The 16689-nt window shown below is 66.7% G+C and carries 12 protein-coding genes; 7 read left to right on the top strand and 5 right to left on the bottom strand.

From position 1 onward, the window contains the following. Positions 1 to 113: 113 nt before the first annotated feature. Complete coding sequence (locus V9K84_RS09735; RefSeq protein WP_088515124.1) at positions 114 to 2603, top strand: UvrD-helicase domain-containing protein; 2490 nt, start codon at positions 114 to 116, stop codon at positions 2601 to 2603. Here V9K84_RS09735 and preA read toward each other — a convergent pair. From preA to hydA, 3 genes are all read right to left on the bottom strand, one after another. After that, positions 2585 to 3859: an NAD-dependent dihydropyrimidine dehydrogenase subunit PreA gene (gene preA, locus V9K84_RS09730; protein ID WP_043863980.1), complete on the bottom strand. Its 1275-nt coding sequence runs from the start codon at positions 3857 to 3859 to the stop codon at positions 2585 to 2587. The two genes, V9K84_RS09735 and preA, sit on opposite strands and share 19 nt — an antisense overlap. Next, the gene (locus V9K84_RS09725) at positions 3860 to 5227 is read right to left on the bottom strand and encodes an NAD(P)-dependent oxidoreductase (protein ID WP_043863979.1); all 1368 of its coding nucleotides are present in this window, start codon (positions 5225 to 5227) and stop codon (positions 3860 to 3862) included. A 111-nt stretch (positions 5228 to 5338) separates the two neighbouring features. Beyond that, on the bottom strand, positions 5339 to 6778 hold the full coding sequence (hydA, locus tag V9K84_RS09720) for a dihydropyrimidinase (RefSeq protein ID WP_054914390.1): 1440 nt from the start codon (positions 6776 to 6778) through the stop codon (positions 5339 to 5341). Between the two features lie 347 nt (positions 6779 to 7125). Here hydA and V9K84_RS09715 point away from each other — a divergent pair, with 347 nt between their 5' ends. The 3 genes from V9K84_RS09715 to V9K84_RS09705 all read left to right on the top strand — a co-directional run bounded on the left by V9K84_RS09715 (position 7126) and on the right by V9K84_RS09705 (position 10906). Further along, entirely contained in the window at positions 7126 to 8613 is a 1488-nt protein-coding gene (locus V9K84_RS09715) for an NCS1 family nucleobase:cation symporter-1 (RefSeq protein WP_088515123.1), read from the top strand. A 39-nt stretch (positions 8614 to 8652) separates the two neighbouring features. Further along, a complete protein-coding gene (locus V9K84_RS09710) occupies positions 8653 to 9933 on the top strand; it encodes a Zn-dependent hydrolase (RefSeq protein ID WP_054914391.1) in 1281 nt (426 codons plus the stop codon). A gap of 265 nt (positions 9934 to 10198) precedes the next feature. Further along, a complete protein-coding gene (locus V9K84_RS09705) occupies positions 10199 to 10906 on the top strand; it encodes a YebC/PmpR family DNA-binding transcriptional regulator (RefSeq protein WP_043863975.1) in 708 nt (235 codons plus the stop codon). A 28-nt stretch (positions 10907 to 10934) separates the two neighbouring features. Here V9K84_RS09705 and V9K84_RS09700 read toward each other — a convergent pair whose 3' ends face one another. Further along, positions 10935 to 12242, bottom strand: a complete 1308-nt coding sequence (locus V9K84_RS09700; RefSeq protein ID WP_088515122.1) for a leucine-rich repeat-containing protein kinase family protein — start codon at positions 12240 to 12242, stop codon at positions 10935 to 10937. Between the two features lie 129 nt (positions 12243 to 12371). On the opposite strand from V9K84_RS09700, the gene V9K84_RS09695 reads away from it, so the two are divergent. Next, positions 12372 to 14261, top strand: a complete 1890-nt coding sequence (locus tag V9K84_RS09695) for a propionyl-CoA synthetase (protein WP_088515121.1) — start codon at positions 12372 to 12374, stop codon at positions 14259 to 14261. Positions 14262 to 14264: 3 nt separating this feature from the next. Here V9K84_RS09695 and zapE read toward each other — a convergent pair whose 3' ends face one another. Continuing rightward, a complete protein-coding gene (gene zapE / locus V9K84_RS09690; RefSeq protein WP_229590271.1) occupies positions 14265 to 15338 on the bottom strand; it encodes a cell division protein ZapE in 1074 nt (357 codons plus the stop codon). A 260-nt stretch (positions 15339 to 15598) separates the two neighbouring features. Here zapE and V9K84_RS09685 point away from each other — a divergent pair, with 260 nt between their 5' ends. Both V9K84_RS09685 and V9K84_RS09680 read left to right on the top strand, forming a co-directional pair. Beyond that, positions 15599 to 16126, top strand: a complete 528-nt coding sequence (locus V9K84_RS09685; protein WP_078481712.1) for a spore coat U domain-containing protein — start codon at positions 15599 to 15601, stop codon at positions 16124 to 16126. 28 nt (positions 16127 to 16154) lie between these two features. After that, a complete protein-coding gene (locus V9K84_RS09680) occupies positions 16155 to 16688 on the top strand; it encodes a spore coat U domain-containing protein (protein WP_043863971.1) in 534 nt (177 codons plus the stop codon). The last annotated feature ends 1 nt before the right edge of the window (position 16689 follow it).

The raw sequence follows: 16689 nt of genomic DNA, 5'->3' as shown, positions 1-16689 counted from the left end.
GCGGTAGTTTCGCCGCTTCGTCGCCTAATCCACTGATCTGAAAGCATTCGGCTGGTGATTTGGTCGTGATAAGGCGAACATGGCCGCTGGTTGAATTGATTGCCGGAGTCGGTGTGTCACACGAGCGTCCCAAGCTACCCACGGATCTAACCCCACCCGCGCAACTGCCCTGGGTCAGACGTCTGGCCGCACGCCTGCTGGGCCGTGGCCTGAGCCGGTTGCAGGCACAGCACCGCGATTCGTGGTTCCAGGGCCATGCCAACGGCCAGCGCACCGGGCATGCCGACGGGCTGCGTGAAGGCTATGAAGAAGGGCGCGTGGACGGTTTCGAGGCCGGGCGCCAGGTGCTGGTGATCCGCGATACGCGCCCGGACGCCCACGGCGTGCCGGGGCTGGACGATGCCCTGTTCGACGACTGGCGCCTGCCGCTGACCCCCGAGCTGAAGAAGCGCTTCAAGGCCGATGTCGCCGCGCGCCTGCCGGCCCACGTCCAGCCCAGCGCAGCGCAGTGGAAGATGATCTTCAGCGACACGCCGTCCACCTGCGTGATCGCCGGCGCCGGCGCTGGCAAGTCCACCTCGCTGGTGCTGCGTATCCTGTTGCTGCGCCATTACCTGGGCTTCGAGCTGGAGGCCATGACCGTGGTCACCTTCACCCGCGAGTCGCGCAAGGACTTCATTGCCCGCCTGGTGCAGGTGTTCGGCCTGTGGCAACTGGCCCTGAGCCCGGTGCAGGCGCGTGAGCTGGTGCGCACCTTCCATTCGCGCATCCTGCCGCTGGTGCGCAGCCTGCCGGGCTTCAGCCAGGTGCGGGCGTTCGAGACCCTGGGCAGCGAGCAGCCCGGGGGCAGCGAGGCGGGCGTGGACAGCAACCCGTTCGACCTGCGCATCAACGATGCCCAGCGCCAGCAACTCAACCTGTGCTACCGCGACCTGCTGCACACCAGCCCGCGGTTCGCCGAGCTGATTGCCGGGCTGCGCCGCGAAGCCCTGCAGCTCAAGGCCCTGGACCGCGACCACCCCGACGTGCAGAAGCGCGTGGCGGTGACACAGCTGTCGTCCGGGCGCGACGAAGAGCTGTGCGACGTGATCGAAGACCTGTGGTTCCAGGCGGGTGCCTGGCCGATCAAGGGTATCGAGCCCAGCCGCGAAACCGTCGAAATCAACGGCAGCCGCTTTCATTTCCACGGCCATATCGCCGAGCTGGACGCCTGGGTGGTGCTGGGTTTCGACCCCAAGGAGAATCAGCAGTACAAGCGCCCCGGCGCCAAGCTGCCGGTGTGGGCCGAATGGGTGATCAAGCGCACGCTGTTCCAGGCGTTCTGCGACAAGCCGGTGATCTGGCTGGAAAACTACGCGGCGGCCAAACGCCTCACCGCCTCGCTGGCCGGCGATGCGGTGGCCGGGCCGGGCTTTGACTACAAGGTAAAGGGCGAGCTGGGCGCGGCGCCCTTGCTGGATGCGTTCGTCGGCGCTGCCGGGTTCATCGAGAACCTGGGGCTGGATGTGAGCGTGGCGGTGGGCGGCATGAGCTACCCGCAGGGTGACACCGACGCGCTGTTCTTCGAGGCCCTGAGCCTGTACTGGAAGGCGCTGGAGGCGCACCTGCTGGCACAGTCGCCGCCGATCATGAGCTACAACCGCATGTTCGCCCTGTTCGGCGAGAACAACCCGGAAAACCTGCGCCTGCTGCCCGACCCGATGCTGCGCCCGTTGTCGCACCTGATGATCGACGAGTTCCAGGACGTGTCGCCGCAGATCGTCTCGTGGCTGCGCGCCTGCCTGCGCGAGATCCGCCGGCGCGGCCCGGCCATGCACGTGGGGCAGGTGGCGCAGCATTCCTCGCTGCTGTGCGTGGGGGACGACTGGCAGTCGATCTATGGCTGGCGCGGCAGCTCGCCCAAGTACTTCATGGAGTTCGCCAAGCAGTTCGTCGCCCCCAGCACCACCCGCGTGATGCTGGCCGACAACTACCGCAGCCACCAGCACATCATCGATGCAGCCGAGCATATCGTTAAGTCGGCCCCGGCAATTGCCGGCAAGAAGGCCCGTGCCTGCGGCCCGGCGGCCGAGCAGCCGGTGCCGGTGATGGTGATGGAACGCGACGAAGCCACACTGGCCCGGCAGTTGATGGACCACTACCGCGATGGCGAGTCGGTGATGCTGCTGTACCGCAAAAGCGTCGACAAGTCGGTGATTGCCGAGCACCTGCAGCCCTTGCTCAACCACGAGGCCAGCCTGCCGGCGGCGCAGCGGCGGTTCCGCCAGCTCACCTACCACAGCGCCAAGGGCCTGCAGGCCGATGCGGTGTTCATGCTCGGCGACTGCCAGCACCTGACGCGCTCGCCGTACAAGAACCAGGTGTACCGCCAGGCCGGGCTGGGCCGGGCGGGCGACCCCGAAGGCTACGACAACGCCCAGAAGGACGAGATCCTGCGCCTGGCCTACGTGGCCATCACCCGCGCGATCAAGCACTGCTACTGGCATGTGGAGACGCCGTCCGGGGAGGCGGCTAACCTGCCCCGGGCGTCTGTTCAGGTGGACGGGAACAAGGCCTGCTTCGAAGACCTGCGCGGGGCGCAGCCTCAGGACGCCTCGCGGTAGGGGTTGCGTGGGTCGTGCAGCCAGTCCAGGAACGGCTTGCCGGTGTCCTGGGGCACCATCTCGATGCAGCCCTCCACCGGGCAGGTGATCTGGCACAGGTTGCACCCCACGCACTCGGCGTCGATCACCTCGTAGCGGTGCCCGCCCTCGGCCTTGACCAGGCTGGCGATGGCCTGGTGCGAGGTGTCTTCGCAGGCAATGTGGCAGCGCCCGCAGCCGATGCAGGCCTGCTGGTCGATCCTGGCGATCACCTGGTAGTTGATGTCCAGGTACTTCCAGTCGGTGGTGTGGCCCACCGCGCGCCCGCGAAAGTCCTGCAGGCTGTGGTAGCCCTGACTGTCCATCCAGCGCGAGAGGCCGTCCTTCATTTCGTCGACGATGCGAAAGCCATGCAGCATCGCCGCGGTGCACACCTGCACCGAGCCGCAACCCAATGCGATGAACTCGGCGGCATCCCGCCAGCTGCCGATGCCGCCGATGCCACTGATCGGCAGCCCGTGGGTGGCCGGGTCGCGGGCGATCTCGGCCACCATGTTCAGCGCGATCGGCTTCACTGCCGAACCGCAGTAGCCACCGTGGGTACTGGCCTCGCCGACGATCGGCAGGGCGATCATGCGCTCAAGGTCGACGCTGGTGATCGAGTTGATGGTGTTGATCAGCGACACCGCGTCGGCGCCGCCCCGGTGCGCGGCGCGGGCCGACTGGCGGATGTCGGTGATGTTGGGGGTGAGCTTGACGATCACCGGCAGCGAGCAGTAGGTCTTGCACCAGCGTGTCACCTGCTCGACGTACTCCGGCACCTGGCCCACCGCCGCGCCCATGCCGCGCTCGGGCATGCCGTGGGGGCAGCCGAAGTTCAGCTCGATGCCGTCCGCCCCGGTGGCCTCCACCAGCGGCAGGATGGTTTTCCACGCGTCCTCCACGCACGGCACCATCAGCGATACGATCAGCGCGCGGTCGGGCCAGGCCTTTTTCACCTGGGTGATCTCGCGCAGGTTGATCTCCAGCGAGCGGTCGGTAATCAGCTCGATGTTGTTGATGCCCAGCACCTCGCGGTTGGGCCCGAAGTGCGCCGAGTAGCGTGACGACACGTTGACGGCGGCGGGGTCTTCGCCCAGGGTTTTCCAGACCACGCCACCCCAGCCGGCCTCGAACGCACGTATCACGTTGTAGGCCTTGTCGGTGGGCGGTGCGGAGGCCAGCCAGAACGGGTTGGGCGCCTTGATGCCAGCGAATTCGATCGACAGGTCTGCCATTTATGCGGCCTCCACGTTGAGGGTCAGTTGGGCATGGATGGCCTCGGCGGCCCGCTTGCCGTGCTGCACGGCCTGTACGGTGAGGTCCTGGCCCAGGTGCGTACAGTCGCCGCCGGCGTACACGCCCGGCAGGCTGGTGCGCAGGTTGTCGTCCACGCGGATACGCTCGCCATCACGCTCCAGTTGCAGGGCCTGCGGGTCGCTCAGGGCCTGGCCGTCGAAGGCCTGGCCGATGGCCTTGAAGATCGCATCCGCCGCCAGTTCGAAGGTTTGCCCAGTGGTTTGCAGACGCCCGTCCACCAGGTGCGTGCGGGCAAAGCGCATGCCGCGCACCCGGCCCTGGTCGTCGAGCAGCACCTGCTCGGGCTGGGCCCAGGTCAGCAGCCGTACCTGGTTGGCCTTGGCGATGTCCTGTTCATGCTGGGTGGCGCCCATGTCCTGCAGGCCACGGCGGTACACCAGGTTGACGTCATGGGCGCCCAGGCGGGCCATCTGTACTGCCATGTCGATGGCGGTGTTGCCGGCGCCGAGCACGATGCAGCGTTCGGCCAGGGGCAGGGTGCTCAGGTCGTCGGCCTGGCGCAGCTCGCGGATGTACTCGGTGGCGCTGAGCAGGCCGGGGGCGCCTTCGTCGGGCAGGCCCAACTGGCGGCTGGCGGCCAGGCCCAGGCCGAGGAACACCGCGTCGAACTGCTGTTGCAGCTCGCCCAGGCTGAGGTTGTCGCCCAGCACCTGGCCGTGGCGGATCTCGATACCGCCCACCTGCAGCACGAAGTCCAGCTCGCGCTGGGCGAAGTCGTCCACCAGCTTGTACTTGGCGATGCCGTATTCGTTGAGGCCGCCGGCCTTTTCCCGTGCTTCGAAAATCACCACCTCATGCCCGTGCCAGGCCAGCCGGTGGGCGCAGGCCAGGCCTGCGGGGCCGGCGCCGACCACGGCGATGCGCTTGCCGGTGCTGGGCGCACGCTGGAACGGGTGCTCGGCGAACTCGGCATGATCGACCGCGTAGCGTTGCAGCAGGCCGATCAGCACCGGGGCGCATTCCTGGGCGTTGTTGCGCACGCAGGCCTGCTGGCAGAGGATCTCGGTGGGGCACACCCGGGCGCAGCTGCCACCGAGGATGTTGGCCGAGAGAATCTTGATGGCCGCGCCCTGCACGTTGTCCTGCTGGATGTTGCGGATGAAGGAGGGGATGTCGATGTCGCTGGGGCAGGCGTCGACGCAGGGGGCGTCGTAGCAGTACAGGCAGCGCGCGCTTTCCACGGCGGCCTGGCGCGGGGTGAGGGGTGGAGCCAGGTCGCTGAAATGCGTGGCGAGGGTGGCGTTGTCGTCTTGCGGGTGCGGGAGATGGTTCAAGGCGTTGATCACGGTAGTGGCCTCTTTGTTTTTTTATTGGGGGACTGCGGTGCGCCGTTCGCCGGCAAGGCCGGCTCCTACAAACCCCTGTAGGAGCCGGCCTTGCCGGCGAAGCTTTTGCCCTCAGCGCTTGACCGCGCCGGGCCTGCACTGCTGCGCACGCTTGCTCAGCAGGTCGAACACCGCCGGGTATGCCGGCCGTTCGACATAGCGCCCGGCGCCGCGCTCGGCGCGCAGGTCGCCGTCGGCCCACACCAGCTTGCCCTGGCTGATGGTATGGCTGGGCACCCCGCGCACCGTCTTGCCTTCGAAGATGTTGAAGTCGACGTTCTGGTGGTGGGTCTTGGCCGAGATGGTGCGCGTGCCGTGCGGGTCCCACAGCACCAGGTCGGCATCGGCGCCGACCCGCAGCGCACCCTTGCGTGGGTACAGGTTGAAGATCTTGGCGGTGTTGGTGGAGGTGAGGGCGACGAAGTCCTGCATCGACAGCCGGCCGGTGTTCACGCCTTCGTCCCACAGCACCGCCATGCGGTCCTCGATGCCCGCCGTGCCGTTGGGGATACGGCTGAAATCGTCACGCCCCGCGGCCTTCTGCTCGGCGCAGAAGCAGCAATGGTCGGTGGCGGTGGTATGCAGGTTGCCCGATTGCAGCCCGTGCCACAGGGCCTCCTGGTGCCCGCGCGGGCGAAACGGCGGGCTCATCACATAGCCGGCCGCCGTCTGCCAGTCGGGGTGCTGGTACACGCTGTCGTCCAGCAACAGGTGCCCGGCCAGCACTTCGCCGTACACCGGCTGGCCCTTGGCGCGGGCATAGGTGATCTCGTCCAGCGCCTCGCGGGTGGACACGTGCACCAGGTACAGCGGGGTGCCGAGAGTTTCGGCAATGCGGATGGCACGGCTGGCCGCTTCGCCTTCCACCTGCGAAGGGCGCGACAGCGGGTGCGCTTCGGGGCCGGTGATGCCCTGGGCCAGCAGCTTGCGCTGCAGGTGGTACACCAGCTCGCCGTTCTCGGCATGCACCGTGGGCACCGCGCCCAGCTCCAGGCAGCGCTCGAAGCTGCCGACCAGGGTGTCGTCGGCGGCCATGATCGCGTTCTTGTAGGCCATGAAGTGCTTGAAGCTGTTCACCCCGTGGTGGTTGACCAGCTCGGCCATTTCCTCGCGCACCTGCTCGCTCCACCAGGTGATGGCCACGTGAAAGCCGTAGTCGGCCGCCGATTTCTCGGCCCAGCCGCGCCACTGGTGAAAGGCTTCGAGCAGCGATTGCTGCGGGTTGGGGATCACGAAGTCGATGATCGAGGTGGTGCCGCCGGCCAGGCCGGCGGCGGTGCCGGTGTAGAAGTCCTCGCTGGCCACCGTGCCCATGAAGGGCAGCTGCATGTGGGTGTGGGGGTCGATGCCGCCGGGCATCAGGTACTGCCCGCTGCCATCGAGCACGGTACAGCCGGCGGGGACGTCGAGGTTGTGGCCGATGGCCTGGATCAGGCCGTCTGCGCAGTACACGTCGGCCGGGTAACTCTCGTCATGGGTAATCAGGGTGGCGCCACGAATCAAAAGCGTCATCACGAAGCTCCTCGCAGGCTTGACCGGTTGCTACCGGCTCTAGATTTTTGTCGTGATCGGCGCCGGAGTAATCCTGTCATCGCCGTCAAGAATTGAATCTAGTTGGCGATCCGGGATTGGGCAAGATTATTTTTTATATGCTTATTCTGTTTTCAACTTATTGAAAAATAAGAATAAAACCTCTTTTTACGGGTTGGGAGAGGTTTCTGGCGAGTCCTGTCTTGCTTGACAGGATGCGTAAATGGTCAAGATTTCTCAGATCACCTGACCGTGATTGCCTTACCTGCACGCGCAAGACTCCGGCGCCTCATCGCGAGGTGCACATAACCAGAAAAGTGGAGCGGCCAATGCACCAGACCCGATCGCAAGTGAGCGAGCGAGACGGCTTGTTCGAGCTCGACGCCGGCACCGACGTCCTCGACAGCCCTCGCTACAACCATGACATCGCCCCGACCAAGGTGGGGCAGCGCACCTGGAACAAATGGCACATCACCGCACTGTGGGTCGGCATGTCGATCTGCGTGCCCACCTACACCCTGGGCGGGGTGCTCACGGCGTATTTCGGCCTGACGGTGGGCGAGGCGCTGCTGGCGATCCTGCTGGCCAACACCATCGTGCTCATCCCGCTGACGCTCAATGCCTTCCCCGGCACCAAGTACGGCATCCCGTTCCCGGTGCTGCTGCGCTCCTCGTTCGGCATCATCGGCTCCAACGTGCCGTGCCTGATCCGCGCGCTGGTGGCGTGCGGCTGGTTCGGTATCCAGACGATGTTCGGCGGGCTGGCCATCCACCTCTTCCTGGGCTCGTTCTGGCCGGAATGGAAGGCGCTGGGCGGCACCGGCGAGGTCATCGGCTTCATGCTGTTCTGGTGCCTCAACCTGTGGGTGGTGCTGCGCGGCGCCGAGTCGATCAAGTGGCTCGAAACCCTGTCGGCACCGCTGCTGGTGCTGGTGGGTGCCGGGCTGCTGGTGTGGGCGCTGCCCAACGTGTCGTTCAGCGAACTGCTGGCGCAGCCGCCCAAACGCCCCGAAGGCGCCAGCGTGACCGGCTACTTCTTCGCCGGGCTGACCGCCATGGTGGGTTTCTGGGCCACGCTGTCGCTGAACATCCCGGACTTCAGCCGCTATGCCCGAAGCCAGAAGGACCAGATCCTGGGGCAGATCTTCGGCCTGCCGCTGACCATGTTCCTGTTTGCCGCGCTGGGGGTGGTGCTGACCGCGGCCTCGGCCTCGCTGGTGGGCGAGACGGTGTCCGACCCGGTGAGCCTGATCGGGCATATCCAGAGCCCGCTGTGGGTGGCGCTGGCCATGGCGCTGATCATCATCGCCACACTGTCGACCAACACCGCGGCCAACATCGTTTCGCCCACCAACGACTTCCAGAACCTGGCGCCCAAGTGGATCGGGCGTACCACCGCCGTGCTGCTGACCGGGCTGGTGGGCCTGCTGCTGATGGCCCATGAGCTGCTCAAGAAGCTCGGCCTGATCGTCTCGGACGTGAGCCTGGAGTCGGTGTATTCCAACTGGCTGCTGGGCTATTCCAGCCTGCTGGGGCCGATTGCCGGGATCATGGTGGTGGACTACTTCCTGCTGCGCAAGCAGACCCTCGACCTTGCCGGGCTGTACTGCGACGACGTGTACCCGGCCTGGAACGCGACCGGCTTCATCGCCTTCGGCGTGCCGGTGGTGCTGACCCTGTTGTCGCTGCACAGCCCGGCGTTCAGCTGGTTCTACGACTTCGGCTGGTTCACCGGCTCGGCGCTGGGCGGGGTGATCTACTACGCCCTGGGCAGCCTGAAGGGCGCGCGTGCCACCAGCCTCAAACCCACCGTGTAACCCCACGGCCCGCAGAGGCCGGCCAAGCAGGAGATGCTCATGCAAACCGCTAAGGACGTTCTGCAAAGTACCCAGGCCCACATCGATGGCGAGCGCCTGTGGCAGTCGCTGATGGAGCTGGCGCAACTGGGTGCCACCGCCAAAGGCGGCGTATGCCGCCTGGCCCTGACCGACCTGGACCGCCAGGCCCGCGACCTGTTCGTGCAATGGACCGAGGCTGCCGGCTGCACCGTCAGCGTGGATGGGGTGGGCAACATCTTTGCCCGCCGGCCCGGGCGCAACCCGCAACTGCCGCCGGTGATGACCGGCAGCCACATCGACACCCAGCCCACCGGCGGCAAGTTCGATGGCTGCTTCGGGGTGCTGGCCGGGCTGGAAGTTCTTCGTACACTCAATGACTTGCAGATAGAAACTGAGGCTCCACTTGAGGTTGTGGTGTGGACCAACGAGGAGGGCTCGCGGTTCGCGCCGTGCATGATGGGCTCGGGCGTGTTCGCCGAGAAGTTCACCCTTCAGGAGACGCTGGCCAAGCGCGATGCCCAGGGCGTGAGCGTGGGCGAGGCGCTGAATGCGATCGGCTACGCCGGTACCCGCGCGGTCAGTGGGCACCCGGTTGGCGCCTATTTCGAGGCGCATATCGAGCAGGGGCCGATCCTGGAGGACCAGCGCAAGACCATCGGCGTGGTGCTCGGCGCGCTGGGGCAGAAATGGTTCGACCTGACCCTGCGCGGTGTCGAGGCCCACGCCGGGCCGACCCCGATGCACCTGCGCAAGGACGCCCTGGTAGGCGCCAGTGCGGTGGTGGCGGCGGTCAACCGCGTGGCTCTGGAGCATCAGCCCCATGCGTGCGGCACGGTGGGCTGCCTGCAGGCGTACCCGGGCTCGCGCAACGTGATCCCCGGCGAGGTGCGCATGACCCTGGACTTTCGTCACCTGGAGCCGGCGCGGCTGGACTCGATGATCGCCCAGGTGCAGGAGGTGATCGCCGCGACCGCGCAGCAGCACGGGCTGACCTACACGCTGACGCCCACCGCGGACTTCCCGCCGCTGTACTTCGACAAGGGCTGCGTGGAGGCGGTGCGCAGCGCAGCGCAGGGGCTGGGCATGTCGCACATGGACATCGTCAGCGGGGCCGGGCACGACGCGATCTTCCTGGCCGAACTGGGCCCGGCCGGGATGATCTTCGTGCCGTGCGAGGGCGGCATCAGCCATAACGAAATCGAGAATGCCGACCCCAAGGACCTGGCGGCTGGGTGCGCAGTGCTGCTCAGGGCAATGCTGGCGGCGGCGCAGGCGGTGGCGCAGCGTGAAGCTGCTTAACTACATGAGGTTGTTGGCTTATCTGATTGATGTATATGAAATAAAAATCACAACTTAAAGTGGTTTCTAGGTTGTGGATGCTGGCCTCTTCGCCGGCAAGGCCGGCTCCTGCAACGCCAGTAGGAGCCGGCGTTGCCGGCGAAGAGTTCACCAGGCCCGGCAACAGCCCAGCGTTTTTTTGTCGATTGCCCGGCGCAGCCTGTATAAACTGCACGCCACCTTGCTGGTCGCTACCTGAACCGGCAGCTGAAACAAGAGAGTCGAGATGGGCGCACAGTGGAAAGCCAAGCATAGAGAAGTAGCAGCCAACGCCAAGGGCAAGATCATGGGCAAGCTGTCCAAGGAGATCCAGATCGCGGCCAAGGCCGGTGCCGACCCGGACATGAACCCGCGCCTGCGCCTGGCCGTGGAACAGGCCAAGAAGGCCTCGATGACCAAAGAGACCCTGGAACGCGCCATCCGCAAGGGCGCGGGCCTGGATGGCGACGCGGTGCAGTACCACCACGTTACCTACGAAGGCTTCGCCCCGCATCAGGTGCCGCTGATCGTCGAATGCCTGACCGACAACGTCAACCGCACCGTGGCGCAGATTCGCGTGCTGTTCCGCAAGGGCCAGTTGGGCGCTTCGGGTTCGGTGGCCTGGGACTTCAACCATGTCGGCCTGATCGAAGCCAGCCCTGAAACCCCTGATGCCGACCCGGAAATGGCCGCCATCGAAGCCGGTGCACAGGACTTCGCGGAAGGTGAAGAAGAGGGCTCGACCCTGTTCATCACCGACACCACCGACCTGGACGCGGTACAGAAGGCCTTGCCGCAACAGGGCTTCAAGGTGATCTCGGCCAAGATCGGCTACACCCCCAAGAACCCGGTCAGCGGGCTCAGCGACGAGCACATGGCTGAAGTCGAGGCATTCCTGGAAGCCATCGACGACAACGACGACGTGCAGAACGTGTACGTCGGCCTGGCGGGCTGATAACCCACTTCGCCGGCAAGGCCTGCTCCTACGCCTCTTGCAGGAGCCGGCCTTGCCGGCGAAGCACCCGTTCAACCTGCGCAAAATCCGGCCTTGCCAGCACCTGCGGCTGAACACAGCTCGCCTGCAAGTCCGCCAGTTCCTCTGACGCCTCCCTGCAACACGCCAGCAGTTCCCCCAGCAACACCCCGAACGCCCGCACCTCGATACGCTGCAATGCGTCTGCAGCAGCACTGCCATCCTGCGCAAAGAACGATGCCGCGCCAAAGTCCCCGAGCACCGCGTTGCCCTGTGCATCGCACAGGATGTTGTGCGCGTACAGGTCGCCGTGGGTGATGCCGCGCTGGTGCAGGTGCGCTGCGACCGACGCGATGGCCGTCGCCAGCCGGGTTGCGGCTTGCAGGCCAAGGCACAGGTCAGGCGGGTAGACGTCTCGGGTGCAGGTTTGCAGGCTGGGCGGCCCGGCCAGGGCAGACAGGTGGGTGCCCACCAGCGCCATCAGCAGCCCCGGCACCTGGTGCGGGTGGTTGGCTACCTGCCCCAGCAGCGGGATCAGGTTCGGGTGGGCGCCAGCTGCCACGCACGCCTGCATTTCGTTGAGCGGCGAGCCATCGCTGGTCATCTGGCCCTTGTACAGCTTGAGCGCCGCCTTTCGGCCCGCCACCTGCACGCGGTGAATCACCCCGGAGGCGCCCTGGCCCAGCACCTCGCCCAGCTCGAGGGCGTGCCAGTCGATGGCGTCGCACCGGCCCGGCGCCTGCGGGGCCGCAAGGCCCTGGGGCAAGGGGTTGCCGGCATACGCCAGCCACGCCAGGCGGGGCATCGTCAGCAGCCACTGGGGCAGTTCGCTCAACCGGTTGGCCGACACCCGCAGCAGTTCGAGCCGCTGGCACCGCGCAAGGCTGGCCGGCAGGGCGCGCAGGCGGTTGCCCGCCAGCATCAGCTTTTGCAGCTGCTGGCAGTCGCCCAGTGCGTCGGGCAACTGTTCAAGGCAATTCTCGGTCAGCACCAGTGCCCGCAGGTTGGGGCCCAATGCGGCGGCCGGCAGGTGCGTGATGCGGTTGTTGCGCAACCCGACCATTTCCAGGCGCAGGCACTGGCCTACGCTGGCCGGCACCTCGGTGAACCGGTTGTAGGAGCAGAACAGCACCTTGAGCCGGTGCAGCCGGCCCAGGTCATGGGGCAGGCTGCTCAACGCATTGCCGCTCAGGTTGAGCACTTCGAGGCTGTCGGCCAGTTCGAAGATCTCATCCGGGAACTGCGTGAGCCCGCAGTTCAGGTCGAGGCGGGTGGCACCTGCCAGGCGGCCGCGCCTGAGGTCGTCGAGGGTGTGCATGAAGGGGCTGCAAGGGCAATGAAGACGGCGGCGATGATACCCGACTTAAGTACCATGGCAGGCGCGCAATTGGCGTCCATACTCGATATTCGCCCTTTTAATAACAACAAAGTTCAGGGTTACCGATCGATGACTTACCAGCACAGCTACGACCGCTCCATTGCCGACCCCGCCGCGTTCTGGGCCGAACAGGCTGACCACCTGGCCTGGTACCGCAAGCCTGCGCAGACCCTTGTGGCCAACCCCGACGGCACCCACCAGTGGTTTGCCGACGGGCAACTCAACAGCTGCTACCTGGCCCTCGACCACCAGATCGAGCAGGGCCGTGGCGAGCAGACCGCACTGATCTACGACTCGCCCGTCACCGACACCCGCCAGACCTTCACCTTCGTGCAACTGCGCGACGAGGTGGCGCGCCTGGCCGGCCTGTTGCGCGAGCTGGGGGTGAAGCAGGGCGATGGGGTGATCATCTACATGCCGATGGTGCCGCAGGCGGCCATGGCAATGCTGGCCTGCGCCCGCATCGGCGCGGTGCATTCGGTGGTGTTCGGTGGCTTTGCCGCCAACGAGCTGGCCCTGCGCATCGACGATGCGCGGCCTGCGCTGTTGCTCACCGCCTCCTGCGGGCTGGAGTTCGACCGCGTCATCGAATACAAGCCGTTGGTGGACAAGGCCCTGCAACTGGCCACCCACCAGCCGCGCCAGGTGCTGGTGCTGCAGCGCCCGCAGGCCCGCGCCGAGCTGCGCGAAGGCCGCGACCTGGACTGGCAGGCGGCAGTGGCTGCGGCCAGCCCGGTGCCACCGGTGGCCTTGGCCGCAGGCGACCCGCTGTACATCATGTACACCTCCGGCACCACCGGCAAACCCAAGGGCATCGTGCGTGAGAACGGCGGCAACGCCGTGGCGCTGCGCTTTGCCCTGCGCCATATCTACGGCATGCAGCCGGGGGATGTGTGGTGGGGCATCTCCGACGTGGGCTGGGTGGTGGGGCACTCGCTGATCGTCTACGGGCCGCTGATGAACGGCTGCACCACGGTGTTCTACGAGGGCAAGCCGATCCGCACCCCGGACGCTGCCGCCTACTGGCGCGTGGTGGAGCAGTACCGGGTCAACGGGCTGTTCTGCGCACCCACGGCCATGCGCGCAATCCGCAAGGAAGACCCGCAGGGCGAGCTGTTCAAGCGCCATGACCTGAGCTCGCTGCGCCAGATCTTCCTGGCCGGGGAAAAACTCGACTCCAGCACCCATCAATGGCTGGAGGCGGCCAGCGGCAAGGCCGTGCACGACCACTGGTGGCAGACCGAAACCGGCTGGCCGGTGACCGCGCCCTGCGTCGGGCTGGAGGGTTGCGGGGGGCGTCCGGGTTCGAGCAACCGCGCCGTGCCGGGTTACCACGTGCGCGTGCTGGACGACGACGGGCACCTTCTGGGCCCCAACGAGCAGGGTGCCATCGTGATCGCACTGCCGCTGCCGCCCGGCTGCAGCCAGACGCTGTGGGGCGACCATGCGCGCTACCTGCAGGCCTACCTGCATAGCCACCCTGGCTACTACCACACCGGCGATGGCGGCTACCTCGACGAGGACGGTTTCGTCTACATCATGGGGCGCACCGATGACGTGATCAACGTGTCCGGGCACCGGCTGTCCACCGGCGAGATGGAAGACCTGGTGGCGCGCCACCCGGCGATTGCCGAGTGCGCGGTGGTGGGGGTGCGCGACGAAATCAAGGGCCAGGTGCCGTTGGGCCTGGTGGTGCTCAAGGACGGGGTCAGCCTGAGCGAGCAGCAGTTGCAGGCCGAACTGGTGGCCAGCGTGCGCGAGCAGATCGGCGCGCTGGCCTGCTTCAACCAGGTGCGGGTGGTCAAGCGCCTGCCCAAGACCCGCTCGGGCAAGATTTTGCGGGCGGTGCTGCGCAAGATCGCCGACCACCAGCCTTACACCCCGCCCTCGACCCTGGACGACCCGGCCGTGCTGGCCGAGATCGAAGGGGTGCTGGCCAGCCTGGCGCGGGCCAGCTGAGGGTCAACCCGGGCAGGCTACCGGGCCCAGCACATTGAGCTGGCCCAGCCGGCTGCGGGTGCGGGCCAGGTCGATGGCGCTGCCGCCCAGGCTTTCGCACAGCGAGGCCTGGCCGACCAGCACCAGGTGCTTGTCCTGGTCATACAGCACGTCCACCAGGTTGATGAAGCGCTGCTGCGCCGCCATCGAGCACTGCGCCAGGTCCGGCAGGTGCTCGATCACCCAGTGGTCGTAGCGGCGCGCCAGCTCCAGGTAGTCCATCACCGCCGTGGGTTGCTCGCAGATCGCCTCGAAGCTGAAGCCTACCGCGCGCTCCTGGCTGAACAGGGCGTGCAGCGAGCGCTTGCCCACCTGCAGCCTTACCGGCGCGCCGGCCTGATCCAGGCCGGCGGCATGGCGCTGCGCCGGGCTGCCGGGCCAGAGGTAGTGACCCTGGGTGAAGCGCTGCTGGCTGCCGGAGGCCGGGTGGCTGCGGTAGTCCTGCTCGCCGCCCACTTCAAGCACCTGCATGTGCGCCTCGATCAGGCGGATCACCGGTTCGAAGCGCTGGTGGTAGAGCGGGTTGGGCAGCAGCCCGGCAGGCGGGTAGTTGGAGGTCAGCAGCACGAACACGCGGCGCTCGAACAGCGCCTTGAACAGGCCGGTGATGAGCATCGCGTCGCCGATGTCGTGCACGTGGAACTCGTCGAAGCACAGCACCTGGCAGCCTTGCAGCAGCTCGTCCAGGGTCGCGCCCAGCGCATCGTCCTGCTGGCGATGGCGGAACATGCCCTCGTGCAACTGGGCGAAGAAATCGTGAAAGTGCAGGCGGCGCTTGTGCGGATGCTCCAGTGACTGGAAGAAGCCGTCCAGCAGCCAGCTCTTGCCCCGTCCCACCGCCCCGTACAGGTACAGGCTGCGCGCCGTGCCGTCAGCCAGGTGCGCGGCCTGCTCGGCCATGCAGGCGATCACCCGCTGCTGGCCGTGGCTCAAGGTATAGCCCTGCTCATCGGCCTTTCGTCGGAAGAATTCATCGACTTCAACAGCCGCCAGGCGCTTGGCCGGCGGGTGTGCACGGGCAGCCAGGCGCTGGCGCAGGGCGCGCAGCGGCGAACGGATCCAGGACGGCGGTAAGGCGGTCAATCTCAGGCTCCTTGGGGGTACCGGGCACAGGGGCCGGCTGAGTGGGCGGCGCTAATGTACCGAATAGGGGGTTGGGCTGCCAGTCATGTCGTGCCTGGCAGGTCATGTAGGAAGGTTCTTGTACGCGGCCTATACATTTCCGAGCTTGCTGGCAGGTTTTTCTTCGGCTGCTACCCTCTGGAACAGATGGATCCTGTATTGCAAGGAGGGTAACGGTGAAGGGACGCTCTCTGGCTGCGCTGCTCGGGCTGGTTGTCGCAGACGCTGCCGCCGCCGCAGATTTTCTGGTGGAAGTTCGCGTGGATGTACAGCGCGGTTGCCAGCTGGTGCACCAGACCCGCGATGCCGGCGCCCAGGCCCAGGGCCTGCTCGACTTCGGCCGTACCGCGCGCCTGGACGATCCGCAAGGCCCGCTGACCGGCGCCTTGCTGCAACAACGCCCCCCACGTCTGGAATGCAACCCCGATACGCTGTACCAGGTGAAGGTCGATGGCGGCCAGCATGGCGGCGTCGGCGAGGTGCGCTACCTGGCCAGCGACACGCCACAGGCCCGCCCCATCCCGTACCGCCTCTACCAGGACCCGGCCTGGCGCACTCCGCTGGCGGTGAACATCGCCCAGCATGCACGCGTACCCGACTCGGGGTCGGTGGAACTGCCGCTGTACGCCCGCATCGACACCCTGGCCCAGGTGCCCCGTGTCGGCCATTACTCGGACTTGCTCAAGGTGACCGTCACCTGGTGACCCTGTGCGTGCTAAAGGAACTGGCAGCATGAAGACATCGCAGATTCTGTTGATCAGCCTCGGGCCCTTGCTGTTGTGTCCGATGGCCAATGCCGCCCTCAGCGGGCATATCCAGGCACGCCTGGTAATCAGCGCAGCCTGCCAGATCAGCAATGTGCCGGACGACAGCCCGGCCGGTGGCGGCCTGGGCCTGCTGGACTTCGGCACCCAGGGGCCAAGCTGGGCCCGCCCGCTGAGCGCCAACCTCGACCAGACCGGCGGCAGCGGCACCCTGCAGGTCAGCTGCAACCCCTCGGTGCGGGCCTTCACGGTGAGCATCAATGGCGGCAGCAACGATGCCAACGGAGTGCGCCGCCTGCGCAACGGCAGCGAGCTCATCCCCTACCAGCTGGCGGCCGACCCAAGCGGTGCAGTGCGCTACGGCATCGGCCAGCAGCGCAACTTCTCGATCAGCAGCGCTGCGCAAATCCCCATACCGATCTACGGCGCCGTGGTGGCACACCCCAGGGCGCTGCCGGCCGGCATCTACCGTGACACCCTGATGGTGACCCTGGACTGGTAAC

This window comes from Pseudomonas sp. AE27, from assembly GCF_037113495.1.
Classification (GTDB): Bacteria; Pseudomonadota; Gammaproteobacteria; order Pseudomonadales; family Pseudomonadaceae; genus Aquipseudomonas; species Aquipseudomonas palmensis.
This window is presented reverse-complemented; position numbering and strand designations above follow the sequence as displayed.